General features: G+C 58.2%; 23 protein-coding genes. 13 read left to right on the top strand and 10 right to left on the bottom strand.

The features are described 5' to 3' along the window. From EDB95_RS16510 to EDB95_RS16460, 11 genes are read left to right on the top strand one after another with little or no spacing between them, the layout of a single operon-like run. Positions 1-1,071: a beta-ketoacyl synthase N-terminal-like domain-containing protein gene (locus EDB95_RS16510; RefSeq protein ID WP_133994902.1), complete on the top strand. Its 1,071-nt coding sequence runs from the start codon at positions 1-3 to the stop codon at positions 1,069-1,071. Further along, on the top strand, positions 1,068-2,138 hold the full coding sequence (locus tag EDB95_RS16505; protein ID WP_133994901.1) for a methyltransferase: 1,071 nt from the start codon (positions 1,068-1,070) through the stop codon (positions 2,136-2,138). Before EDB95_RS16510 ends, EDB95_RS16505 begins: the two co-directional genes overlap by 4 nt. Further along, the gene (locus EDB95_RS16500) at positions 2,135-3,475 is read left to right on the top strand and encodes an NAD(P)/FAD-dependent oxidoreductase (protein ID WP_133994900.1); all 1,341 of its coding nucleotides are present in this window, start codon (positions 2,135-2,137) and stop codon (positions 3,473-3,475) included. The genes EDB95_RS16505 and EDB95_RS16500 overlap by 4 nt, the downstream gene beginning before the upstream one ends. After that, positions 3,468-4,169 (top strand): hypothetical protein, encoded by a 702-nt coding sequence (locus tag EDB95_RS16495; protein WP_133994899.1) that lies wholly within the window; start codon positions 3,468-3,470, stop codon positions 4,167-4,169. Before EDB95_RS16500 ends, EDB95_RS16495 begins: the two co-directional genes overlap by 8 nt. Further along, on the top strand, positions 4,157-4,414 hold the full coding sequence (locus tag EDB95_RS16490) for a phosphopantetheine-binding protein (RefSeq protein ID WP_133994898.1): 258 nt from the start codon (positions 4,157-4,159) through the stop codon (positions 4,412-4,414). Before EDB95_RS16495 ends, EDB95_RS16490 begins: the two co-directional genes overlap by 13 nt. Further along, on the top strand, positions 4,414-5,763 hold the full coding sequence (locus EDB95_RS16485; protein ID WP_246073661.1) for a beta-ketoacyl-[acyl-carrier-protein] synthase family protein: 1,350 nt from the start codon (positions 4,414-4,416) through the stop codon (positions 5,761-5,763). The genes EDB95_RS16490 and EDB95_RS16485 overlap by 1 nt, the downstream gene beginning before the upstream one ends. After that, positions 5,760-6,917, top strand: a complete 1,158-nt coding sequence (locus EDB95_RS16480) for a beta-ketoacyl synthase chain length factor (RefSeq protein WP_133994897.1) — start codon at positions 5,760-5,762, stop codon at positions 6,915-6,917. Before EDB95_RS16485 ends, EDB95_RS16480 begins: the two co-directional genes overlap by 4 nt. Further along, the gene (locus EDB95_RS16475; RefSeq protein WP_133994896.1) at positions 6,911-7,672 is read left to right on the top strand and encodes a polysaccharide deacetylase family protein; all 762 of its coding nucleotides are present in this window, start codon (positions 6,911-6,913) and stop codon (positions 7,670-7,672) included. The genes EDB95_RS16480 and EDB95_RS16475 overlap by 7 nt, the downstream gene beginning before the upstream one ends. Continuing rightward, positions 7,665-8,297: a LolA family protein gene (locus EDB95_RS16470; protein WP_133994895.1), complete on the top strand. Its 633-nt coding sequence runs from the start codon at positions 7,665-7,667 to the stop codon at positions 8,295-8,297. The genes EDB95_RS16475 and EDB95_RS16470 overlap by 8 nt, the downstream gene beginning before the upstream one ends. Next, positions 8,275-8,937 (top strand): hypothetical protein, encoded by a 663-nt coding sequence (locus EDB95_RS16465; RefSeq protein WP_133994894.1) that lies wholly within the window; start codon positions 8,275-8,277, stop codon positions 8,935-8,937. The genes EDB95_RS16470 and EDB95_RS16465 overlap by 23 nt, the downstream gene beginning before the upstream one ends. Next, positions 8,934-9,293: a 3-hydroxyacyl-ACP dehydratase gene (locus EDB95_RS16460; protein ID WP_246073659.1), complete on the top strand. Its 360-nt coding sequence runs from the start codon at positions 8,934-8,936 to the stop codon at positions 9,291-9,293. Before EDB95_RS16465 ends, EDB95_RS16460 begins: the two co-directional genes overlap by 4 nt. 3 nt (positions 9,294-9,296) lie before the next feature. Here the strand turns inward: EDB95_RS16460 and EDB95_RS16455 are convergent, their stop codons facing one another. The 6 genes from EDB95_RS16455 to EDB95_RS16430 are packed head-to-tail and all read right to left on the bottom strand — an operon-like array spanning position 9,297 to position 15,021. Beyond that, a complete protein-coding gene (locus tag EDB95_RS16455; RefSeq protein WP_133994893.1) occupies positions 9,297-9,884 on the bottom strand; it encodes a hypothetical protein in 588 nt (195 codons plus the stop codon). A 24-nt stretch (positions 9,885-9,908) separates the two neighbouring features. Then, positions 9,909-10,901 carry a beta-ketoacyl synthase chain length factor gene (locus EDB95_RS16450; protein ID WP_246073657.1) on the bottom strand — a complete coding sequence of 331 codons (993 nt, stop codon included), beginning with the start codon at positions 10,899-10,901 and terminating at the stop codon, positions 9,909-9,911. Between the two features lies 1 nt (position 10,902). After that, positions 10,903-12,066: a beta-ketoacyl-[acyl-carrier-protein] synthase family protein gene (locus EDB95_RS16445; RefSeq protein ID WP_133994892.1), complete on the bottom strand. Its 1,164-nt coding sequence runs from the start codon at positions 12,064-12,066 to the stop codon at positions 10,903-10,905. After that, on the bottom strand, positions 12,063-12,773 hold the full coding sequence (locus tag EDB95_RS16440) for a glycosyltransferase family 2 protein (RefSeq protein ID WP_162852637.1): 711 nt from the start codon (positions 12,771-12,773) through the stop codon (positions 12,063-12,065). The genes EDB95_RS16445 and EDB95_RS16440 overlap by 4 nt, the downstream gene beginning before the upstream one ends. Further along, positions 12,773-13,774 (bottom strand): cation diffusion facilitator family transporter, encoded by a 1,002-nt coding sequence (locus tag EDB95_RS16435; protein ID WP_133994890.1) that lies wholly within the window; start codon positions 13,772-13,774, stop codon positions 12,773-12,775. The genes EDB95_RS16440 and EDB95_RS16435 overlap by 1 nt, the downstream gene beginning before the upstream one ends. Before the next feature lie 11 nt (positions 13,775-13,785). Beyond that, a complete protein-coding gene (locus tag EDB95_RS16430) occupies positions 13,786-15,021 on the bottom strand; it encodes a nucleoside recognition domain-containing protein (RefSeq protein WP_133994889.1) in 1,236 nt (411 codons plus the stop codon). Between the two features lie 48 nt (positions 15,022-15,069). Between EDB95_RS16430 and ychF the strand changes: the two genes are divergently transcribed. Beyond that, the gene (ychF, locus tag EDB95_RS16425; RefSeq protein WP_133994888.1) at positions 15,070-16,170 is read left to right on the top strand and encodes a redox-regulated ATPase YchF; all 1,101 of its coding nucleotides are present in this window, start codon (positions 15,070-15,072) and stop codon (positions 16,168-16,170) included. A 190-nt stretch (positions 16,171-16,360) separates the two neighbouring features. Here ychF and EDB95_RS16420 read toward each other — a convergent pair whose 3' ends face one another. Continuing rightward, a complete protein-coding gene (locus EDB95_RS16420; RefSeq protein WP_133994887.1) occupies positions 16,361-19,033 on the bottom strand; it encodes a TonB-dependent receptor in 2,673 nt (890 codons plus the stop codon). 93 nt (positions 19,034-19,126) lie between these two features. On the opposite strand from EDB95_RS16420, the gene EDB95_RS16415 reads away from it, so the two are divergent. Next, complete coding sequence (locus EDB95_RS16415; RefSeq protein ID WP_133994886.1) at positions 19,127-20,044, top strand: phosphoribosylaminoimidazolesuccinocarboxamide synthase; 918 nt, start codon at positions 19,127-19,129, stop codon at positions 20,042-20,044. Here EDB95_RS16415 and EDB95_RS16410 read toward each other — a convergent pair. The 3 genes from EDB95_RS16410 to EDB95_RS16400 form a co-directional block, all read right to left on the bottom strand. Beyond that, positions 20,041-21,297, bottom strand: coding sequence for a hypothetical protein (locus tag EDB95_RS16410; RefSeq protein WP_133994885.1), 1,257 nt, complete (start codon positions 21,295-21,297; stop codon positions 20,041-20,043). The two genes, EDB95_RS16415 and EDB95_RS16410, sit on opposite strands and share 4 nt — an antisense overlap. A gap of 172 nt (positions 21,298-21,469) precedes the next feature. After that, a complete protein-coding gene (gene trhO, locus EDB95_RS16405) occupies positions 21,470-22,474 on the bottom strand; it encodes an oxygen-dependent tRNA uridine(34) hydroxylase TrhO (RefSeq protein WP_133994884.1) in 1,005 nt (334 codons plus the stop codon). Positions 22,475-22,591: 117 nt separating this feature from the next. After that, positions 22,592-25,054, bottom strand: a complete 2,463-nt coding sequence (locus EDB95_RS16400) for a DUF5686 and carboxypeptidase regulatory-like domain-containing protein (protein ID WP_133994883.1) — start codon at positions 25,052-25,054, stop codon at positions 22,592-22,594. Between the last annotated feature and the right edge of the window lie 47 nt (positions 25,055-25,101).

Here is a 25,101-nt window from a genome sequence, read left to right as displayed (position 1 = left end):
ATGCGTGACGTTTTTGTACTATCGGACAATATTGTGTCCCCTTTGGGCGGGTCGACGGAAGAGAACTTCCGCGCCCTCGCTTCCGGCCGGACAGGCATCCGTCTGCACGAGCGGGTGGACATGTCCCGGACGCCGTTTTATGCGTCGCTGTTCGACTCGCCTATCGGCTTCGAGGAGTTGGCCGTTGCGTCGGCTTCTGCTGCGCTCGTTGAGTCCGGTCTCGACCCTTCCGACCCCCGGCTGGTTTTTATACTCTCCTCTACCAAGGGAAATATCGGGCTTTTGGAGCGTGGCGTTGACGATCCGTCGGTCTTTTCGCTGGCGTCTTCCGCCTCCCGCATCGCCGCGCGCCTCGGGTTTGTTACCCCGCCCCTGGTTGTCTCCCACGCCTGTATTTCCGGCGTGGAGGCCATGATTACCGCGCGGCGATTGCTCCGTGCGGGTCGCTTTGACCATGCTGTTGTTGCCGGCGCCGACCTCATCACGCGGTTTATCCTTTCCGGTTTTCAGTCATTCCAGGCCGTTAGCCCCGAGCCCTGCCGCCCGTTTGACGCGGGGCGCCAGGGGGTGACCCTCGGCGAGGCCGCGGGAACGGTGGTGCTTTCAGTCCGCGCCGGCGGGATTCGCCTGGCGGGGGGCGCGGTGAGCAATGACGCCAATCATATTTCGGGGCCGTCCCGCACGGGGGAAGAATTGTACATGGCCATCCGTAGGGCACTGCCCGGCGGGTCCGTCGACTTTATTTCCGCCCACGGCACCGCCACGCTATACAATGACGACATGGAGGCCCGGGCCCTGACCCTCGCGGGACTGGCCGGTGTCCCCGTCAACAGCCTGAAAGGGTTTTATGGACATACGTTGGGGGCCGCCGGTTTGGTCGAGTCCATCATATCGATGCAGTCCCTGCGGGAAAACCTTATCCTCGGCACCCCCGGCTACCGGTCACCCGGCACCGTGGTGCCCCTGCGCGTGGCCGCCGCGCCTATTCATTTACCCGTGCAACGTTGTTTGAAAACAGCCTCCGGTTTCGGGGGGTGTAACGCGGCGCTGATCCTCGAAAAAACAATATGAACTTCTATACAAAGGATACCAAAACAGCATTAGAGTCAAAAGACCTCGCCCAGTGGATCGCTTTTGGCCCCGTCGTGTTCCAGGTGGCCAAGGTCCTCAGGGATACCGGCATCCTGACGGCCGTGGAGGAAAGCGGCCTCAAAGGACTGACACAGGATGAGATCGTGGAAGCGACTACCCTTCCCCGTTACGGCGTCCGCGTCCTGCTCGAATCCGGTCTGGGGATCGGCCTCGTGATCCTGAACGACCTACGGTACACCCTGACAAAGACCGGGCACTTTATCCTGCACGATCCCCTGACAAAGGTCAACATGGATTTTGTACAGGATGTGTGTTACAAAGGCCTGTACGATCTCGAAGCCAGCATCCGTAACGGCAAGCCCGAGGGGCTGAAGGTCTTTGGCAACTGGCCCACGATCTATGAAGGTTTGTCGCAGCTGCCCGCCCCGGTACAAAAAAGCTGGTTTGCGTTTGACCACTTTTTCTCCGATACTGCTTTCCCCGCCGTGTTAAAAACCGTGTACAAAAACGGGATCCGCAACATCCTCGACATCGGCGGCAATACCGGGAAATGGGCGATCGCCAGCACCAGGCACGCGCCCGACGTACACGTCACGATCATGGACCTGCCCGGCCAGCTCAACGTCGCCAAAAACCGGATCGCCGAGCTCGGCCTCCAGGACCGCGTGTCCTTCCACCCGGCCAACCTGCTCGACGAAACACAGCCTTTTCCTACGGGTTTTGACGCCATCTGGATGAGCCAGTTTCTGGATTGTTTTTCCGAGGATGAAATCGTGTCCATCCTGAAGCGCTGTCACCAGGCCCTCGACGACAACGGGTATGTGCTCATCCTGGAAGCCTTTTGGGACCTCCAGCGTTTCGAGACCGCCGCCTTTTGCCTCCAGCAAACCTCGATTTATTTCACCGCGCTCGCCAACGGGAACAGCCAGATGTACCACTCCAAGGTCTTTACCGACTGCGTCCGGGCCGCCGGTTTCGAGATCACCCAGCAAACCGACCACATCGGTTTGAGCCATACTTTGCTCTCCTGTAAAAAGAAAATATGATCAAAGAAAAAGTAGACGTCCTCGTCATCGGAGCCGGCCCCGCCGGTACGGTCGCCGCCTCCATCGTCCACCAGGCCGGCTACAGCGTAAAAATCGTGGAAAAACAAACCTTTCCCCGTTTCGTCATCGGCGAAAGCCTCCTGCCCCGCTGTATGGAAGCCCTCGACGAAGCCAAATTCCTCGACGCCGTCCGCGCTGCCGGTTTCCAGGAAAAAGGCGGTGCCAAGTTCGAGAAGAACGGGAAGATCTGCGACTACTCCTTTGCCGAAGCGTTTACCCCCGGCTGGACCTGGACCTGGCAGGTGCCGCGTGCCGAGTTTGACAAGATCCTCGCGGATACCGTCGCGTCCATGGGGGTGCCGGTGGCTTATGAGACGACCGTTACCGGGATCGAGTTTTTGCCCGATCACTCTTCGGTGACGACTGTTGTGGATGCTTCCGGGGAGTCTTCTGTGATTTCCGCACGGTTTATCATCGACGGTAGCGGTTACGGGCGGGTCATCCCACGCTTGTTCGGGTTGGACAAGCCGTCCAGCCTGCCGCCCCGGAAGGCGATGTTCTGCCACCTCAAGGACCCCCGGCGGGCCGCCGCCGATGAGCCTAACCGGATCACGATTGTGGTGCATGAGCATGGGGTTTGGATTTGGATTATACCGTTTTCCAACGGGAATACCTCCGTTGGGTTTGTGGGCGACCCGGCGTTTTTCGACCGCATGGCGGCTGGCGCAACAGGCGGCGCGGCCGGTCAGGGCGCACAGGGCGCCGACGCAGCCGGCGCCCTGGCCGAGAATGGCGCCGCACCCAGCCCTGACGCCCTCATGCGTGCGCTGATCGCGTCTCAGCCTTATATCGCGTCCCGCCTGGAAGGCGTGGACTTCATCTGGGAACCCCGCACGCTCCAGTCCTGGTCCAGCACGACGGACCGCTTTTTCGGGGATGGGTTCGTGCTGACCGGGAACGTGACCGAGTTCCTGGACCCCGTCTTTTCCTCCGGGGTAACGCTGGCCACTGTGTCCAGCCAGATGGCCGCCCACCTCGTTATCCGGACGCTCCGGGGTGAGACCGTTGACTGGACAAAGGAATATACCGAACCCATGATGCAAGGCGTGAACACATTCCGCACCTATGTCAATACATGGTACGAGGGCGTGCTCGACACTATATTTTTTGCAGACGACCAAGACCCCCTCGTCAAAAGTCAGATCTGTTCCGTCCTCGCCGGCTATGTCTGGGACCTGGAGAACCCCTATGTAAAAAACCACGCGACCGCCCTGTATAAGCTGGAAGCGATCATCCAATTCAGGGACACCCACCGCAAAAAGACCGCCGTTGAGTAACGCTTTTATCACGAGGAGTTGTGTGATCCGGGGGGGTAAGGTGCTGGCAAACGGCCGCTTGCTCCACGAGATGGCCGCGGACACGCCAAAGGCGTTTCTGGAGGGGGTGTATGCGGCGGAGGGCATTTCGTATCCGAAGTTTTATAAGATGGATACCCTTAGCCAGTTGGGGTTTCTGGCGACGGAGGTCCTGCTGGGGGGCTCGCCGCTTTTCGGCGGCCCTGCCGCGGGGGGCTCGCCGCCCGGCAGCGGCGCCCCGGCGCCCGCCCGAGGGCTGCCCGGCGTGGGCGGCGCCGCATTTGCCGGCGCCTATGGCCCCGAAGACGTCGGGCTCGTCCTATGCAACGCCAACGCCAGCCTCGACACCGACCGGCGTTATTTCAAGACGGTGTCCGACATGCCCAGCCCCGCGCTTTTCGTGTACACCCTCCCTAACATAGTGATCGGTGAGATCTGCATCCGGCATGGGTTTAAGGGTGAAAATGCTTTTTTTGTATTCAAGGAATTCGATACTACTTTTATTCAACAATATGTCGACGGTTTGCTGGACGAAGGCGCCATCCAGGCTTGCATTTGCGGCTGGGTGGACGTGCTGGGCGCGACTTATGACGCCGCCCTTGCCCTCGTGGAAAAAACCGGAGAACAGTCCTTTACCGCCGACAACCTAAACAAAATGTATACATGGACCAGTTGATGGCCGATCTGAAGCGACAGATCATTGCGCAGTTGAACTTGAAAGACCTCCAACCGGAGAACATAGGAGACGACGAGCCGTTGTTCGTAGAAGGCCTGGGGCTCGATTCCATAGACGCCCTCGAACTCATCGTCCTGCTCCAGCAGGAATACAAAATCCGCCTGGCCAGTGCCGAAGAAGGTCCGAATGTTTTCCGGACCGTCCGGACCATGGCCCAGTACATCAAGGATCATCAAAAAGCATAATGGACGCGCCCGTTTTTATTACCGGCCTCGGGGTCATTTCGTCGATCGGCGACGACCTTTCCCAGTGCCTCGGAGCACTGGAAGCCGGTGCGGCGGGCATCGGGCCCATGCGGCGGCTGGTGTCCGCCCACCGGGACACGTTGCCCGTGGCCGAGATCCCGCACACCAACGAGGCGCTGGCCGCGATGTCGGGCTTGTCGCCCCGGGCGCCGCGTACGGCGTTGCTCAGCGCTATTGCGGTGCGAGAGGCGCTGGCGCAGGCGGGGTTCGCGCCGGGCGGTGCGGGGGCTGGTGGCGCTTCGCGCGGCGTAGCCCCGGGTGGCGCGCCCGCTGCGGGCACCGGTGCTTCGCGCACCGCGGCCGCCTCGCGCGGCGCGACTGGCCGTGGGGCGGGCGCTTCGCGCGGCGCGGCCAAGAGCGGCTCGCCCGACTGGGGCGGCCTCCGCATCGGCCTCGTCTCCGCCAATACCGTCGGCGGCATGGACCTCACGGAGGATTTCTACCCCCGCTTTTTAAAGGACCCGCGGAGCGGCCGCCTCCGGGACGTCGTCCACCACGAATGTGGGGCCGTTACAGAAATGGTGGCTGACCTGTTGGGCATACGCCATTATGTGAGCACGGTCAGCACGGCCTGTTCATCTTCGGCGAACGCCATTTTTATGGGGGCCCGGTTGATCCGGCACGGATTTCTGGATGTCGTGGTGGCCGGGGGGGCGGATGCGCTGTCCCGGTTTACGCTGAACGGCTTTAATACGCTGATGATCCTTGACAAGGAGCCCTGTCATCCGATGGACGAAAACCGGAAGGGGTTGAACCTCGGCGAGGGCGCGGGATACGTGGTCCTTGTCTCCGAAAAAGCGGCGGCGCATACACGCCCCCTGGCGACCCTGAGCGGTTATGCCAACGCCAACGACGCCTATCACCAAACCGCATCCTCCCCGGGGGGAACGGGTTCTTACCTGGCGATGAAGGGTGCCCTGGAAAAGGCGGGCCTCTCACCCAGCGACATTGGGTACATCAACCTCCACGGCACCGGTACGCAAAACAACGACATTGCAGAAGGGACCGCGGTCAAAACCCTTTTTGACCCCCATTATCCGCCCCTGAGCTCGACAAAGTCGTTTACGGGGCATACTTTGGGGGGCAGCGGTGGGATCGAAGCCGTCTTTTCGGTGTTGTCGCTCCAGGGGGGATATGTCTACCCCAACCTCCGGTTGCAAACACCCATGAAGGAGTTGCCCTTTGTTCCGGCGACGCAGTTTAGCAAGGGAGCCCACATCCGGCACGTATTGTCCAATTCGTTTGGTTTTGGGGGGAATTGTACCTCCCTTATCTTTTCGCACACATGAATGAAAAGGTTTATATCCGGTCTGCGGGGATTGTTTCGCCCCTGGGTGGGGCGGCCGGCGGGCGGCTGCGGCAGGGCGCGCCGGCGCCTGCGGATCAGCGCCTCCGCGCCGTCGAGCCCGACTATGCCCGCCTGATCGACCCCAAAGCGATCCGGCGGATGAGCCGGGTCATCCGGATGGGGGTGGCGGCGGCCCTGGAATGCCTGGAAGGCGCGGGGCTTTGGAGCCCGGGGGGCGCCCCACCGGCGAGCCCGGCAGCGGGCGGCGCGACGGCGAGCCCGGCAACGGGCAGCACGACGGCAAGCCCAGCAGCGGGCGGCGCGACGGCGAGCCCGGCAACGGGCGGCGCGACGGCGAGCCCGGCAGCGGGTGGCGCGACGGCGAGCCCGGCAACGGGCAGCACGACGGCAAGCCCAGGGGGCGGCCCCGACGCCATCCTCACCGGCACCGCCTACGGCTGTCTCGAAGACACCACCGTCTTTCTAAGGCGGATGGTGGAAAACCGGGAGGAAATGCTGACACCTACTGCCTTTATACAGTCTACCCATAATACGGTGGGGGCGCAGATCGCCCTGATGCTTCAGTGTCACGCGTACAACAATACGTTTGTCCATCGGGGGTTTTCTTTTGAGCACGCATTGTTGGATGGGATGATGTTGTTACAGGAGGGCGCGGCAAAGACGGTCCTGGTGGGGGGTGTGGACGAAATCACCGATACGTCGCATTCGATTTTAAGTCGATTTGGCCTTTATAGGAGCGGGAGGATCAATGGAGAAGGGGCAGTATTCTTTTTGCTGGATCGGGAGCCGGGGAGCGGGATTTGCCTGGAGGGGATGGATACGTTTTACCGGCCGGAGGACCCGGCAGAGCATATAAACGCATTTTTGAAGCGGCACCCGGGTGACATTGATATGGTCTTGGGCGACCAAGTGCCGGGCGAAGGGCTGAGCGCCGGGACGGGCCGCGCCGGTAGCACCACCCAACAGCTCCCGGCGGCGGAGCCGTTCCGCCACCGCTGCGGCGACTACCCCACGGCCTCCGCATTTGGCCTTTGGTTAGCTACAGAAAAAGTCAAAGCGGGGGCCCACAGTGTCCTCGTTTACAACAATTACCTGGATATCCACCACTCTCTTTTCCTTGTAAAAAAATGTTGACCCTAAAAACCACACGAATCGTTTTTTTGGCGGTGCTGGCGGCGCTGATCTACGAACGAGCCCCATGGTATGGCTATGTGGTGTGGGGGGTGCTGTTTACGCTGCCGCTGTTTTGGGGGAGCTATCATATCGGGTCCAATTTTTACATCAAGGTGATCTGCCGGGGTCCGAAAGAGAAAAAGGAGGTCGTCCTGACCTTTGATGACGGGCCGATGGAGCAGTATACCCCGGAAATCCTGGAGGTATTGGCGGAAAAAGGAGTGACAGCCACCTTTTTCCTCATTGGCAAAAACATACCCGGCCGCGAGGACCTGGTGCGGAAAATATACGACGGGGGGCACCTTATTGGGAACCATTCCGACAGCCACCATGTGCTGTTCGACCTGTTTAGTACGAGGAAGATGCGCGCGGATCTGAGGGCAATGAACGCAAAAGTCCGGGAAATCCTGGGGGTGACACCCCGGTTGTTTCGCCCGCCTTACGGGGTGACCAACCCCAACCTGGCCCGGGCGATCAGAAAAGAGGGGGTTACGCCCATCGGCTGGAATGTGCGGTCGCTGGATACGGTGATTAACGACCCCAAAGCCCTGGACCAAAGGGTGTCCAAAAAACTCAAACCGGGTTCGATCCTTCTTTTCCATGATACAAGCCGGTCGACCCTGACGATGCTACCGGGTCTGATCGACCAGATAAAATCGAAAGGTTATACCTTCACGAGCTTGGATAAAATGTGCAATTTGACTCCCTATGCGTAAGATGATCATGCTTTTATGCATCACAGCAACCCAAAGCGTACGCGCCCAGTACCCGGGCTATTCCCTGGTGGCGGACAACGGTCCTTTTAAAACCCGGTTTGCGGAGGCGTCTCAAAAGAACACGAGTTTGAAGGCGGATTTTGTCCAGGAAAAGAACCTGAGTGTCTTGAGCGAAAAGATCGTTTCGAAAGGGAAGTTTTGCTTCCGGCGGCCGGACAATGTGCGGATGGAATATACCCAGCCGTTTCAATACCTGATGATCCTGGCGAACAGCCATGTGTATATCCGGGACGGGCAAAAGGAGAATTCGGTGTCGGCGAAGTCGAATAAGCTGTTTGGGCAGATCAACCAGCTTGTGGTCGATTGCGTCCGGGGGACGGAATTGAGCAACCCGGATTTCAAGGTCCGGGTGTTTGAGGGGGAGCAGACCTACCTGGTCGAGCTGACACCGGTGTCCAAAAACCTGAAGGACCTTTTTCAGACTGTGAGCGTGGTACTGGATAAAAAGGACTTTACGGCGAACCGGATCCGGATGTTGGAGCCGTCGGGGGATAATACGGTGATCACGTTTTCGAATAAAGAATTGAATGTGCCAATTTCCGATGCGCAGTTCAGTCTTCATTAGGCGCGCGAAGAGCGCGGTTTGGGGCGCGGCCGCCCTGTGGACCGTGGCCGCCTCCTGCACCTCCGCCTACCGCGGCCTGAAACCCGCGTCAGGCGACCCCGCCTGTATCCAGCGGTTCAAACCCGCCCTGGGCACAGCCCTCTATAAAACGGAAGTGGACGCGGACAACCATCCGCTGAGCGGGCTGCTGGTCCTGAAGGCCATGCCGGACAGCAGCACCCGGGTGGTCTTTACGAGCGAAACGGGGTTGACTTTTTTCGATTTTGCGTTTGCGGCGGACGGGACGTTTACGGTCCATCACATCATCGACCAAATGAATAAAAAGGCGCTGATCAAGACGCTCCGGAAGGATTTTGAGCTGGTGCTTTTAAAACATACAACACAAGGACGGGTCCTAACCAAAGGCCACGAACTGTTTTATGCTTTTCCCCAGGAAAAAGGAACCAATTATTACATCACCGACAGCGCGTGTACACGGCTGGACCGGATAGAAAAGGCCTCCAAAAGGCGGGCGGTCGTCACCGCCTGGATGATGGACTACCGGGAAGGGGTACCGGACAGCGTCAGCATCGTCCACCACATAAAGCTCCTGGTCAAAAAGATACCCTTTACGATAGCCTTAAAACGCATTCCCTCATGACCCTTATGGACGATTTTTACCGGGTATCGGCCCATCAATTAACGGACGGTTTGCTCCAGGCCACCCTGGTCTTTGACCCGGCCCACCGGATTTTCGAAGGGCATTTCCCGGGGCAGCCCGTGGTCCCGGGGGTGTGTATGATGCAGATCGTAAAGGAATTGGTGGAAAAATATGTGTTGGGGACGCCCACGCGCTTAACGCACGCGGACGCGGCGAAGTTCCTGAGGATGATCGATCCGCGGGAGACCGCGAGCGTCGAAGCGGAAGTCCGTCACGAAAACGGGAAGGTCGTCGCGAGGCTGTATAGCGGGGACACGGTGTACTTCAAATACACCGCCACGTTCAAAACCCGGTAAACGTCAGGCTTTTTTGATAAATCTGGCCACCCCCCTGGCCGCCATGGCGTATGACTCCCCTATCCGGATACTTTCGTTGAAATCCGCCATCATCATGCGACCGGGGGCATTCATCACGGACAACCTGGCCACGACGTGGCTTGGATCGGCGGTTTCCACGATCCAGGCTTCGCCGGACACCTCGGCGTCCTTGTTCCCAAAACCCATGGGGGATTTGAAACCGGGTTCGACGTTCATGGTCTTAAATAGGATGGTATATTTCGCGTTCGGGTCGACGGTCATCCCGGATTCCTTATTAAAGACGTCGTTGAACCGGGGTTCGTAGCGGTTTTTGCGGTCGTTGACCCAGTCCTCGGCCCAGCTGTCGCCCTTGCCGGGGGTTTTGGCGTTGATTTCCGAACGGCGGCGGGTGATGTAGTCGGATTCTTTCTCCTCGTTTTTGCCGATGGTGATGTTTTCGTAGACAAACCGGGTGTTGATGGAGGTGGCGCCTTTGAGCGCGGAAAGGTCTCCTTCGATGAGCTTAACCTTTTGGGCGGACACGGCGACAAAGGCCAGCGTGCACACCAGGAATAAGAGTGATTTCATCATGGAAGCAATTAATTGCTCACAAAATTAATCATTCACTGTAGAAATCAAAATGAAGGAATGTTGAACTCCTTTATAGGTGTTGTAGAGGAGGATGCTGGCCGGCGCGGTCCCGGGGCTTTTCACCATGTGCGACGGAACGTGTTGTTTTTCAATAATTTGTTGCGCGAGCCACAACCCGGCGGCGACAGCGGTGGGGTGTTCGCCGGTCTGATGTTTGAAACGGGCAACGGGGGCGCCCAGGGCCGATTCAACGGTTTCGTAGAGGGGTTTCAGGCGGGCGTCGCCGTTTTCGCCGGTGAGCAAAAGATCCGGGGGGTCGAAGGACAAAAGACGGTTGAGCACCATGCCGGTATCCCGCGTATGGAAGGTCACGAGCTCCCGGATAGCGATGCGCGAAGGGACGCCGCTGACGCGGAAAAGCGCGGCGCTTTCCCCGGCGAGGGAGCCGGGTGTCGTGCTGTCGTACAACGCCGTGTTGGAAACGGGTTCCTGTTTGAAAGCACCGGACAGCATCTCGATATTGTTGTTGTAGCTGGAAATCTCGTCGGCGCCGCCCAGTAAAAAATATTTGTCCGGCACTTCTTCCGCAAAAAGCATGGCGTCCAGCAGGGCCTGCTCAAAGGCCAGGCCGCGGTGGACGTGGGTGATGTTGTACCCTTTGTTCCGGCTGAGGAGGCTGATCTGGGAGGCCATGGCGTTGGCGGTGCTTTGCACGAAATTGGCGGGGGTCAGCATGCCTTCCTCGTATTGGACGATCTGGTCGAGAAACTTGACGCAATCTTCCAGTCCCCCGTTCCCGGTGCCGATGATGATGCCGTCCACGGGGTCTTGCAACAAAGGGAGCGCGGCGCCCACGCTGATTTTTACGGCCTTGCCCATCCGCCTCAGCAGGCCGGGGGGAATACCGGGGTACGGGGGTTCGATCACAAAGAGCTGGTTGTCCCTGGAGGGCTGCAGGGTGTCCAGGTCGTCAGCCCGTTGGGGGGATATGCAACAAGATTGATGGAGATACAGCATGTCAGGCTTTTGAAAAGATGAGGGACGAGCAATTACCGCCAAAGCCAAAGGAGTTGGACATGACGTGTTCCAGGGGGGCGGTGCGCAGGGTTGTCAAGGGTTCCAGGGAACCGTTGGCGAACCGGAGGTTGGGATACGCTTCCCCGTGGAGCAGGCTTAACACGCTATAGATTGCTTCGACGGCACCCGCGGCACCCAGCGTATGCCCGGTATAGGCCTTGGTGGACGCAAAAGCCGGAACCTGTCCGAAGAGCCTTATCATCGCACGGCTTTCCACTTCATCATTGTTTTCGGTAGCGGTCCCATGGGCGTTGATATAACTGATGTCCGCGGGCTGGAGCCCCGCCTTTTGCAACGCGGCTTCCATGGCGAGGAAGGGGCCGTCTCCCTCTTCGGACAGCGACGACGGGTGAAAGGCGTCGTTGCTGTTCCCCCACCCCGTCAGCCGGGCGTATACCTTTTTGTCCCCGGCGTCTTCCGCCCTTTCCAGGACGAGAAAGGCCGCGCCTTCGCCGAGGTTGAGCCCTTTGCGGTCGCCGTCGAAGGGCGTACAGGGTTCGGGGGAGAGGATGTGGAGGGCGTTAAACCCGTTGATGGTAAACTTGGCAAGGGCGTCCGTACCGCCGGCGATGACCTTTTTGGCGCGTCCCTGCCGGAGCAGCCGTGCCCCGAAGGCCAAGGCATTCGCGGAGGAGGAGCAGGCGGTGTTCAGGGAATTGATCACCCCGCCCAACCCAAACCGTTCCTGGAGGTACAGGGCGACGGAGCCGCAGTCATAGCTGGTCAGGTACGCGGAATCCTTTGTCCGCATATTGGCGTCCTCGTAGAGCTCGTCGGTCAGACACATACCGCCTACGGTCGTGCCGCACACCAGGGACACGTTTTTAAAACGATCGATACCCGCGTCCGCGCACGCTTCCTCGAACGCATCCAGCGCCAGCAGCGAGGTCCGGGTGACGCCGCGTTCGCGGGCGTTCAGGCGCTCCGCCAGCGCGGCGGTGGGTTCTTTTATTTCGGCGCAGGGCAACACACCGGCGTATTTGGTAGGAAAAAGCTCCAGTTGACCGATCCCCGATCGCTCCTCCAGCAGCGCCGCGCGGTTCGCGGCGACACCGCGGCCGAGGGCCGTCGTGATGCCCATCCCGGTGATAACAATCTCACTCAAAATCGTACCCATTTAAAGGTGAATATCATGATCAGCACCAGCATAGCGTTGAGGACGCTGATGCGGGCAAAGTCTTTGAAAGGCCGGAAGTGGGTCACCCGGTTTTCCGGGTAACACACGCTGACGGGGACGGCGATGACCGGGATGCCTTTCCAGGCGGCGCGGACGAGGACTTCCACTTCAAATTCATACCGGCGCGTCCACCATGTCAGGCCTTGCAGCCTTTCCAGCGGGTACAACCGGTAGCCCGACTGCGTGTCCGGGCAACGCCGGCCCGTCTCGATACGGAACCAAAAATTGGAAAACCGGTTCCCGAAGCTGCTGGCCCCCGGCTGGCCGGCATTGGCCATATTCCTCGCGCCGATAAGGAGCGCGTCCGGGTGGCTTTTTGATGCCGTTGCAAATGTCTCCAGGTCGCGCGCGAAGTGCTGTCCGTCCGAATCGATGGTGATGGCGTACCGGTAGCCTAAGTCCCGGGCTTTTGCAAACCCCTGGCGGATCGCCCACCCTTTGCCCCGGTTGCGCGGATAGCTGACCAGGGCTACGTCCGGGAACGCTTCCAGGAGGTGCGCCGTGTCGTCCGTCGACCCGTCGTTGACCACAAGGATGTGCGGGGTATGGGTCAGCAAGCCCCGGAGCACATCCCCTAAGGTCGCCGCATTGTTATAAGTGGGAACGATGACGCATGTATCCGGTTGCCAGATCATCAGCCGCCAAAGGTAGCATTTTCCAGGTAGTGCTTCCGGTTGGGCAGCACGTTTTTCCGGCTCCATTCGATGTGCAGGTTGTAGGGCTCCTTCCGGGCGGGGCAGTTTTCGACGGTGCAGTAGTGACAGCACTCGGGCAGACAAGGGTCGGCGTGGATAAAGAACTCGACCTCCCCTTTGGTGAAGTTGTCGTTGACGATTTTCGCCAGCCGCGAGATGAGGTCGTGTACGGTTTCCAGGGTATAGTAATAGGGAAGCGTGACGTGGCAGTCGATGTGGTAGTGGGTGCCGAAGCGCTGTACGCGCATGTTGTGGATGTCGATCCACGCGGGTTCCCGATGCCTGGACAGGATGGCCACCACCTCGTCGACCACGCCCAGGTCATTTTCGTCCATCAGCCCCGAGACCGATTTGCGCAACAGGCGGTAACCGCTTACAAGGATGAGTAACCCGGCAATGATCGAAGCCAGGGGGTCGACCCATACCCACCCCGAGACCGTGATGATCCCCACGGCAATCAGCACGCCCACGCTGGAATAGCTGTCGCTCAGGATGTGCCGGCCGTTCCCTTCCAGGGTCAGGGATTCGAGTTTTTTGCCGCGTTTGACCAGCCACCAGCCGATCAACGCATTGGCCGCGCCGCTCAGGGCCACCAAACCCAGGGCCGCGTGCAGGTCGTTCAGCGGCTGCGGATGGATATAGTGTATGACGGCCGAATAGACAATCCCTACGCCCGCAAACGCGATCATCGTGCCTTCAAAGGCGATGGAGAAAAATTCAATTTTTCCGTGACCGTAGGGATGGTTGGCGTCGCTTGGGCGCGCGCTCAGCCGGATGCTGTAAAAGGCGAACAGACCCGTCACGACATTGATGATCGACTCCAGGGCATCCGAGAGGATGACCACCGACCGCGACAGGTAATACGTATAGAATTTCAACCCGCAGATCAGCGTCGCGAGGATGATAGACCATGTAATGAGCCGCAACTCCTGCTTTTTCAAAAAGATGTTTTTTAGGTATGGAAAAAGATATACGCAATCACGATGGCGCAAACCACACCGAGCAGATCCGCCAGGAGACCCGTCCATATCGCATAGCGGACCTTTTTGATCCCCACGCTCCCGAAATACATGGCGATGATCAGGAACGTCGTCTCGGCCGAGTTCTGCATGATCGATGCGAGGCTGCCCGGGAAGGAATCGGGTTTGTATCGTTTCATAACGTCCAGCATCATGCCCCGCGACCCCGAGCCGCTAAACGGGCGCATCAGCGCCACCGGGAGCGCCGGTGTAAAGTCCGTATTGATCCCGGCTTTCGCCACCACCCAGGTGATCCCCTGCACCACGTAGTCCAGGGCGCCCGAATCCCGGAACAGCCGGATGCCCACCAGCATGCCGACCAGGTAAGGCATGATCCGCACCACCACGTTCCAGCCGTCTTTGGCACCGTCGATAAAGGCGTCGAAAAGGGGGACCTTTTTGATCAGGCCCGCCGTCAGGAAGGCGACGATGAGCAGCAGCAACAGCAGGTTCCCCGAGACCTGGGAGAAGGTGTTGCGCTGGGCCTCGCCCATGCTGTTCACCAATAGGAGCAGACCCGCCACCAAAGCGGCCAGGGCGAGAAGTCCCAGGGCCAGCACCCAGTCTATTTTGATTCGCTGCACCACGGTCATCACCAGGATGCTCATAATGGTAGACGACACCGTGGCCAGGGCGCAGGGCACAAAGATGGCCGCAGGCTGCAAAGACCCCATGGACGCCCGGAAGGCAATGGCCGTCAGCGGGATCAACGTCAACCCGGAGGTATGCAACACCAGGAACATGATCTGGGCGTCGCTGGCGGTATCCTTGTCGGGGTTCAATGTTTGCAGGCTGTCCATCGCCTTGAGCGCGAAGGGCGTGGCCGCGTTGTCCAGGCCCAGCATGTTGGCGGAAAAGTTCATGACCATGTGGCCCGTGGCCGGGTGGTCTTTGGGGACGGCCGGGAATAGTCTTTGGAAAAAGGGCCCCAGCAAGCGCGACAGCCTTCGTACGATACCCGCTTTTTCGCCGATGTTGAGGAGGCCCAGGAAAAAGATCATCGCCCCCGCCAGCGGGATGGCCACGTCGGTAATGGAGGTTTTGGCCGCGTCAAAGACGCCCTCCCCCAAGACCTTGAAAATCCCCGCGTCCCCGGTCACCGCGAACTTTACACAGGCGATCCCCAGGGCTACGGCAAAAAACGCGAACCAAACGATGTTCAATGCCATGCGCAAATATAGAATATCGTACCTTTGCGGCGCAATACTTTATCTTCTATGGCATTACAAGCTGGTATCGTGGGGTTGCCCAACGTGGGAAAATCGACTCTTTTTAATGCGTTGAGCAACGCCAAGGCCCAGGCCGCAAACTTCCCGTTCTGTACGATCGAGCCCAACGTGGGCGTCATCACCGTGCCCGACGGTCGGTTGATCGAACTCGAACGCCTGGTCAAACCCCAACGCGTCGTCCCCACCACCGTGGAGATCGTTGACATCGCCGGTCTTGTCAAGGGTGCCAGCAAGGGTGAAGGCCTGGGGAACCAGTTCCTGGGCAACATCCGCAATACCGACGCCATCATCCACGTCCTGCGCTGTTTTGACGACGACAACGTCATCCACGTCGACGGGAGCGTCAACCCCGTCCGCGACAAGGAGATCATCGACATCGAGCTCCAACTCAAAGACCTCGACGGCGTAGACAAAAAGATCTCCCGGATCGAAAAGCAGGCCAAGGCCGGGGACAAGGAAGCCGCCCGTGCCTACGAGATCCTCACAGGTCTGAAGGCGTTTTTGGAGGCCGGGAAAAATGCCCGCGCCTACGAGGTGAGCCCCGAAGACAAGGAGAAATACCTGCGCGAACTCGGTTTACTCACGATCAAACCCGTGATCTACGTCTGCAACGTAGACGAAAAGTCTGTCGTGGGCGGCAACAAACACACCGCTGCCGTCATGGAGGCCATCAAGGACGAACAAGCCGAAATCCTGCTCGTCAGCGCCGCCATCGAAAGCGAGATCGCCGTCATGGAAAACTTTGAAGACCGCCAGTTGTTCCTCGAAGACATGGGCCTTAGCGAAAGCGGTGTCGCCCGCCTCATCAAATCCACCTATCATCTGCTCCACCTCATCACCTATTTCACCGCCGGCGTCCAGGAAGTCCGCGCCTGGACCATCACCCGCGGTATGCTGGCCCCCCAGGCCGCAGGGGTCATCCATACCGACTTCGAGAAAGGCTTTATCCGCGCGGAAGTCATCCGCTACGCCGATTTCATCAAATACGGCTCCGAAGCGGCCTGCCGCGACAATGGCAAACTGGGTGTACAGGGGAAAGGCTATGTCGTCGAGGATGGGGATATCATGCACTTCCTCTTCAACGTGTAGTTTTCACTGATCCACCTACCCGGTTTACTGCTCCTACCGTCATCAGACCGACCCGTGTTGCAGCGAAGTGGGGTGTCCGTTTTACTTCTTTTCCGCAGAGGTTAGAAGCGCCCGCCGTCGTTCGGGTCTTCTGCGGAAAAGAAGTAAAACGGACACCCCACTTCGCGCGCGGCGCGGTTGGGCCTAATCTTTAGAATACATTATAGCCAAAGGAGATGTAGTAGAGTCCTCCGATGGAAGGCCCGCCCAGCTCATTGACGTAGTACTTGTTAAAGATATTGGTACCCCCGATTTTGATCATGCTGTGGATTTGCGGGAGCTTCATCGAGACCTGGGCGTCCCAGGTGCCGATTTCCGGCAATGGCCCGCTGATGAACGTGTTTTCGGTTTGGGTCTTTTCCTGCCAGCGGTAGGTGACGTTGAAGCCGAACTTTTTGGCAATGGTGTAGTTGGCCAGGGAAATGTTGAATTTCCATTCGGGTGTGTTGAAGAACGTCACCAGCCCGGCCTGTACGTTGCTGAGCTTGTTGAAAAGGACGTTGCCGCCCGCGATAAAGCCACTGGGCAACAAGTAATCCAGGCTCAAACCGCTCCCGTAGGTATTGACTTTTGTATTGCTGTTGACGGCCATCTCCAGGATCTGTTGCTGGGCGGTGCTGGGATATTGCACCAGGACAGCGGTGGTGATGAAATTGGTATACTGGGCGTAAAAACCAAACAGGTCGATGAGGAGCTTGTTGTCGATCACACCCTTGTAGCCGAGTTCATAGGAGTTCACGCTTTCGGGTTTGAACGTTTGGTACTTGTAGGGAGTGAGTTGACCCGTACCGGCGGCATAGTGGTTGAGGGTGGCGGTATCAAAGGTATAGCCCCCGCTGATGTTATAGGCGTTGGCAAACTGGGGCAGGCCGCCGATCAGCCGGGCCTGGCCCGTATTGAGGTCGATGTATTGGTTCTGGGTGGACGGGAAGCGGTAGGCGGTCTGGAAGGACAACCGGATGTTCTGGTCCTTGGCCACCTTGATCAACCCGGTGACCCGGGGGGTAAAGCGGCCCTTGAAGTTTTCGTTTTTGTCATACCGCCCGGCCACCGTGATCTTAAGGAGGTCGTCGAAAAAGCCTTTCTGGATCTGGGCGTAAGCGCCTTCCTCGTTGATGGGAATGGTGCCCGCCGTGTCCGCAAACAGGGTCCCTTTGGAGTTGAGGACATAGCGTTTGTACGTCGCGCCCACGGTGATGTCGGCCCATTTGAACACGTCAGCGAAGTCGTACATGGCGTCCGCAACGTACAGGTTGGTCCGGTCCACAAACAAGGCCCCTTGCGGGATGGCGCGTCCCTTCAGCGTGTTGAAGGCCGCATCCCAACCGGCAGAGCCGGGGACCAAACGGTTGGCATCTGCCGCCGCACGGGCAGCCGCCTGGGACACCGCGTAGCTGTGACCGGTGGCCAGTTCCGTGGCATACGTATTTATATAGGTCGGCGCCCATTGGGTCTTGGTGGGCGACCAGCTTTCGTTGATGAGCTGGGCCATGACGGTGGCATTATAAGAGTCCCCCGAATTTTCCTGGGTGGTATAAGCGCGCACATAAAAATGACGCCCCTTGACCTCAGCCTTGTACTGCCCGATCTTTACATTCTTGAGGTCATAGCGATCGGAACCCGTATAGACCGTATTGGCAATACCGTAATAAGCCGTCACGCTGGCGACCGTGGTGTTGGTGATTTTATAAGACAGCACCCCGTCCAGTTTCAGGTTAAACGTATTGTAGTCGACGAGGTCCTTTTCACGATAGCCCGTGCGGCTGACAATCGAGTCCTGACCGGCCGGGATTAGCGCCCCCAGGCCATTTGCCCGCATGGCCTGGTTGACGTTAAAATTGATCTCGTCCCCGTAGTAGTTCACCCCGTTATAGGAGGACAGGCTGCGGTCACCGGGGATGATATGTCCCGCTTGTTGGGAATAATTACTATAGTCGTTGGCCTCCCAGTCGGTACCGGCGATGTATTGGCCCGAGAGTTTAAAGGCAAACCGGTTGTTGAAGGCCTGGGCATACCGGATCTGCCAGTCGTAATAGGGTTTGGCACCGACGTCCGGGTCCCCAACGTGGTTGACGCCTTGTTTGACCTGGACGCTCAGCCCCTGGTATTTAAAGGGATCTTTCCCGGTGATGAGCAGGGTGCCGTTCATGCCGCCCGATCCATACAGGGCGGAAGAGGCGCCCGACAACAATTCGACGTTGTCCACGTCCAGTTCGGTCAGACCGACGATGTTCCCCACGGAGAAGTTCAAACCGGGGGCCTGGTTGTCCATCCCGTCGGTGAGCTGGTTCATGCGGGTGTTCCCGCTGCTGTTGAACCCCCTCGTGCCGAGGCTGGTAAAGGTCATGGAGGCATTGACGACGTCCACACCGTTGAGGTGCCCCAGGGCGTCATAAAAACTGGCAGACGGTGTCTCCACGATATCCGCGTGCCCGAGGCGTTCGATCGAGACCGGCGACTCCAGTATTTTTACGGGAACACGGGTCGCCGAAACGACGACCTCCTGGCCCAGGGTCGGAGCCATGTCTAAGTTGATCGCCACAGGTTCGGAAGAGGTGACCAGGATTTCCTTGGTGGCAAAACCAACGGAAGAAATGACCAGGGTCAGGGGAAAATGACCCGGCACCGTCAACCGGAAAAAACCCCTGTCACTCGTAAAGGTCCCCGCGGAGGTACCCTTCACCGTTACCGTGACCGCCGGGACGACATCTCCGGAAGCCGCGCTGTGTATGGTTCCGCTGACGGTGACGCCTTGTGCGGCAACCGCCGCGGGCAATAATCCGATGCATGCAATAATTCCAACGATGGTGGCAAGCTTTCTCATAAACAAGCATTTGGGTATTGAACGTACATAGAAAAATAAGCAATGTTTGTGGCTTTTTTGAATATTATTTGGTTTTCCTCGTAGGTTTGCGGCATGGCTATATTTAGTTTTCCAGGACAAACGAACTTCTATAAGGGCAAGGTCAGGGACGTGTATACGATCCACGGGGACCTGTTGGTCATGGTGGCGTCCGACCGTATTTCCGCTTTTGACGTGATCCTCCCCCGCCCTATTCCTTTCAAGGGCCAGGTCTTGAACCAGATCGCGGCCTATATGCTCGAAGCCACCCGGGACATCTGCCCCAACTGGCTCCTGTCCACGCCCGCGCCCACCGTGTCCGTCGGAAAACGCTGTACGCCCTTCCGCGTGGAAATGGTGGTCCGGGGCAACCTGACCGGTCACGCCTGGAGAACATACTCGGCGGGACACCGCACCCTTTGCGGGGTATCCATGCCCGAGGGCATGAAGGAAAACGATCCTTTTCCTTCCCCTATTATCACTCCCAGTACTAAAGCCGAGGCCGGCCACGATGAAGACATCTCCCGGGAAGAAATTATCCGCCAGGGAATCGTCCCCGAAAAAGACTATGCCCAGCTTGAAAAGTACGCCCTCGCCCTTTTTGCCCGGGGCCAGGAGATTGCTGCCCGTCAAGGCCTTATCCTCGTCGACACCAAATATGAATTTGGCAAAATCGGCGACACCGTCTATTTAATGGACGAGGTCCATACGCCGGACTCCTCCCGGTATTTCTACGCAGCCGGTTTTGAGGAACGCCAACGAACCGGGGAGCGCCAACAGCAACTGTCAAAGGAATTCGTACGGGAGTGGCTCATCGCTAACAATTTCATGGGCAAGGAAGGCCAGACCGTCCCCACCATGACCGACGAATGGGTCGACACCATCAGCAACCGTTATATCGCGTTGTATGAAAAGGTGATCGGGCTTCCGTTCCGGCCGGAACCGTGGAGCGACGAAGCGGTATATGAAGCCGTCGCCGGCGTTCTCCGTTAGTGCGTTCCGTTCAAATAATAGCTCACCTTCAGGCCGTACTGGCTGAGCACCCCCTTGAAAAAATCATAAGACCTGACCGTCGTGGGCAACGCCCCCACCAGCTCTACGCCCACCTTGTTGGCCAACTGGGCGCCGACGCGAAGCTGCGGCTGCATCCAGACCTTTTCGACGGTAGCCGCGTTTTCGGTATAGGGCGTCCCGCCGCCCGCGAGCGGTTTTACGTCCTCCTGGTCCGTCGGCGTACCCGCCGACAGGTTGTATATCAGGGCCGCTGCACCGTATAGACGAAGTTTGTCCGTCCGGTAAAAGCTGTACAAAAGGGCGAGACCGGGGCTGATCACGGCCTGTTTCATGGTAAATGTATACATGGCAAAGGCGTCCGTTTTGTGACCTGTATAGGTCGCCTGCCAGTACCCGGCTTCCACGCGAAGCGCGAGGTCCCCGTTGTTCCGGGTCCGGACCAGGTCCACCCCCAGGGATACGGCGGGCACCACGGTATGGGAAAAGGAAGCGCCCACCGGGTCGTCTCCGTTGGTCCCCGAAAAGGAAAGACCGTTGGAATAGGCCGCCACGGAGCCGTGGAAGCGGAACACGGTCCCTGATTTTTTCACCGTAGCGCTGACGGAAGTGATATTGCCCGCGCCGTTCAACGCCAACACCACCTCCGTCAGGTTCTTTGCGTTGTACCCACACCGGTCTATCCGCGCGACCAGGCTGGGTTCGGCTCCGTCAGGGAGCTCCTCGACGAGCTGGTTCCGGTATTGCGTCACTTCCTGGATGTGGGTTCCATCCGCCGCCATAAAACGCTTATACATCAACTCCGTAAAATCCCCCTGGGGCGTGCGGACATAATAATGCGCCTTTGTATCGACCAATTCGTAAAGGGAAACGTGCTTTCCGCGCACCAGCGTCCGCAAAAAAACAGTATCCGTGGCCGTGGAGTCCCGGCTGCCGCTGTCAAAGTCCCCCTCCAGGATCGGTCTCATATCTTTGGTAACGACGGCCCTTTCGTAGGTGTCAAAACCCGTCACCTCCACATACCGGAGGTCCGCCACCCGGTATTCCGCCGGCGTACCCTGGGGCGTGGTGCGGAAGGTGATTTCACGGGGATTGACCCTCCATTCCTGGTAGTCGATCCACCCCGACAGGGTGTCGCCCGTATTGGGCAATATTTTCCCGGGTTGAAAATGGGACTGGGCAAGTATGGCGCTTACGGATAGGAGTAAAGGCACGGTTGCAAGCAGTGGTTTCATGGGGCGCAAGATAGCAAAAAAACACCCCCGTCACTTGACGAGGGTGATCAAACTGATGTTCCCCAAGGCAGGGTCCGCACCTGCGGCCCTCATCTGTTAGGAGGTTAAATGCTACAGTTTTGACTGCGTACTACAGTCTACCGTTTAATTTGCTGAAATTTTCGTGCCAGACTTACGTCCCAAGGCTTCGATGCCTCGACTTGTTGAAATGCAAGGGCTTCTCCATGCGCGCGGCCGTATCCAGGGAGGCGCCGTCCCGGCAGGTCTCGCTACAACAGCCTTTGTACTTTTCGGCGCAACTCCGGCACTGGATAAAAAGAAGGTGACAGCCGTCGTTGGCGCAGTTGACGTGGGTGTCGCAGGGTTCCCCGCATTGATGACAATGGGCAATGACTTCCCCACCGATGCGCTCCCCCATCCGGTTGTCAAAAACAAAGTTTTTGCCCCGGAAACGGTTGTCGAGGCCCCATTCCTTTGCTTTGTTGGCGTATTCGATGATCCCCCCTTCCAGGTGGAAGACGTTTTGGAATCCATTGTGGAGCATCCAGGCGCTGGCTTTTTCGCAACGGATACCACCGGTGCAGTACATGATGATGTTCTTGTCCTCCTGGCCTTTGAGCAGGTCCACGGCCATGGGTAGCTGCTCCCGGAAAGTATCGGAAGGCACCTCTATGGCGCCCTCGAAATGCCCCACTTCGTATTCGTAGTGATTGCGCATGTCCACCACGATGGTGTTAGGGTCCGCCGTCAGGCGGTTAAATTCTTTGGCATTGACATAGTGCCCTTTACGGTTGACCGAAAAGGTGGGGTCCTCGATGCCGTCGGCGACGATTTTATCCCTGACCTTGATTTTCAGGACCCAAAAGGACTTGCCGTCGTCTTCAACGGCCACGTTTAGCCGAAGATCCTCCAGCCCCGGGATGGCGTATAAAAAAGCCCGGCATTCCTCCAGGCGGGAGGCGGGTACGCTCGCCTGGCCATTGATCCCTTCGGCGGCTACATAGATACGGCCAAATACACGCAGCTTTTCCAACCCCATATACAGTTCGTCCCGGAAAGCGACCGGTTCGGCGATGTCCAGGTAGCGATAAAATGAGAACGTGGTCCGCGGTTCCGTTTCCGCAAACAACTTGTCCTTCATTTCCGCCTTCGAAACCCTGTTGTGGAGGAGCGCCATGGGCGCAAAATTACGAAAAAACCGCTTGCGGCGGCGCTTGCCGCGGGCTCGCCCGCGCGCGGCCCGGGTGCCTGCCCGACGCGAGTCCCGTCCGCAGGGCCCGACGCAATGCCCAACTTACGGCCCGATCTTCACCCCGATCCGGAGCCCCGTGAGCTGCGGCCCATTGTTGGGCAAGCCCCATAGGTAATCGACCCGCAAGATGTTGAGGATATTTTCGAGCCCGGCGGAGACCTCAGTATAGATTCGCCCGTCAGAAAGATAGAGGTAGTTCACCCCCCCGACGAGGTACCAGTCGAGCTGGCGGAAAAGCGGGATCTTGTTGGTCAGCAACCCGGCAAAGTGGTGCTCGACGTGCCCCTCGGCATAGAAACGGTCGGTATTGCTGTAGGCATAATACGGCAGCAACTGAAAGTTATTCATGTAGGGCGAGGCGGCCAGCGTGAGGTTGCCCTGGAAGTGGTCGTCGTCCTGGAAGGCGACGTTTCTGTCGTTTAAAAATCCGCCGATGGCGAGGTTGTACTTGAAAAGTCCGCCGATCCGGAAGTTGATGTTGTCGTGGATGGACAACCGCCATTTGTCGTAGTCGGCGGTGCTACCCAGGGGGCCGGACACGCCCTTTGTATAGCTCAGGGTGAAGATGGGATATTTGGATCCGAGGGGGACGAGGGATTCGGGATATTCGATGTACTTCATCCCCGGGTGCCAGTTGAGGGTCGCCGTGAACGACAGGGCCTTGTTCGGCGCTATGGGGCCTGCAGACGCGGGATAGTTGGGGGTAAACCCGGGTTTGCCCGACCCCTTGACCCAGTAGGTCGACGTGTCGGTGTTGGTCAGCGGGCTCCGGTCCTGGAACTCACCGCCCAAGACCAGGTTGAGCCCTGTTTTGCCCAGGTCTTTTGCATACTGCAACCGGCCGAAAGACGCTTCGTAGATCTTCATATAATTGGCCACGTCGAACAAGGTATAGGCGGTGTTCAACTGGGGCGTGATCGGGTCCGCGTTGTCGTATTGGAAAGTGGTACGGCCACCCGCCACCGTTAGTTCGGACGCATACTTTACGTTAAACCGGTATCGTGCTTCCAGGCTCCCGCCCCAGGTACGGTTGGCAAAGCCGTAGCGGATGTCGGGGTGAAGCTCCAGGGCCTGGTGGTCCCCAAAGCGTTTTTCATAGCCGAGGTTGAGGTGGCCGTACCAGCCTTCCACCGTATTAAACCCAAAGGCGGTCGTCAGGGGCGGCACGCTCATGGTCACCTTGGACCGCTGGTGCGAGATGTTGATCCCCGTCAGGAATAAACCCAGGGGTGTGATCTTGTTGTTGGCCTTGTCGACCGAGTCCATGTACCGGGGCGTCGACTGGATCTTTTCGAGGCTGTCTTTCTTATGATAGTCCCAGGCTTCCGCTGCTGTCAGGGGGACCGGCCGGATGCTGTCCCAGTAATCCGCCGTCTTTTTGTTGGAGCCTTTATCGTACTGGAGGGTGGCGTTTCCGAAATAATCTTTTGGCAGCCCTGGATGAAGCTCGAAATCGGAATAGATATTGGCGACGCTGCCGCCCCCCGCAAAACCAAAAAGGTTAAAGGCAAACTGGCCGACCTGGCTGCGCATCACCCAGGCGCCCGTGTCTCCTGCCAGGCCGTTGTCCAGCGGCGCATACAATTGCTGCATGTGAAAAGTATCGAGCAACTGGAGCTGGGCGGTCTTCAGCAGTACCAGGTCCGTGGAATGGATCCGCCACAAACCGTCCACGATGTTGATGGTGCCCGTAAAACAGGGTTCGTAAGCCCGGCGCGGCGTGACCTTGATCTGGTCGATCATCCGCCCGTCTTCGAAATAGGTACCGACGAGCTTGTACTTATAATAGTGCAGCGCCCCCGCGGCAATGGGGCTGACAAATCCCCGGGGATTCAAATTCCCCAGGTCGATGATGTTCTGGTAAAAGGACACGATATAGGGAATGGTCGCGCCGTACCCGTTGCTTTGTCCGCTGACCTTTGTAGAAAGGACTTCCACTCGTTGTTTGTCGGGGGGAGATTCCGCATAACGCGCGTACACCTCCGACATATAGAGCGTGGTATTTTTGCCGATGTAGTTGGTGTCTGTAGGAATTTTCTTACCCATAAACCTTTTGGGGGTCTCATACAAACCCGCCTTACCTTTGGAATAGACCATGCACTGGAACGATTCCAGCTCTTTGAGGTGAATGGTCCTCAGCGCAATCGTATGACGAATGATGCCATAGGCAGGGTCTTCATCTGTACTTTTGATGATCAGTTCGCTTAGGCTCAACCGTTGGGTTGTCAGTTGAAAGTCGAGTACACGATCGGCAGACAGGTCAATTTTTTTTTCGGACTTTGCATAACCCACGTGTTCACAGACAACGGTATAGGCCCCCGGTGAAAGGTGCAGGGTATACTGTCCTTCGGCATTGGCGGTCACGCCCCGGGTGGTGCCTTTGATCAGCAAGGTAGAAAAGGGTAAAACGGCGCCGCTGGAATCCCGGACAGTTCCCGAAAGTATCTGGGCGTGAAGAGCTAAGGGCAGGATAAACAGGGAGCAGATGGCTAACAACATTCTCATAACCCTAATGTAAGTTGCGATTTGTTAAAATCCACCCAACGTAATTC

This window comes from Dinghuibacter silviterrae, assembly GCF_004366355.1.
Taxonomy (GTDB): Bacteria; Bacteroidota; Bacteroidia; order Chitinophagales; family Chitinophagaceae; genus Dinghuibacter; species Dinghuibacter silviterrae.
Note: the sequence above shows the minus strand (reverse complement) of the source record. Positions and strands in the feature narration are given on the sequence as shown.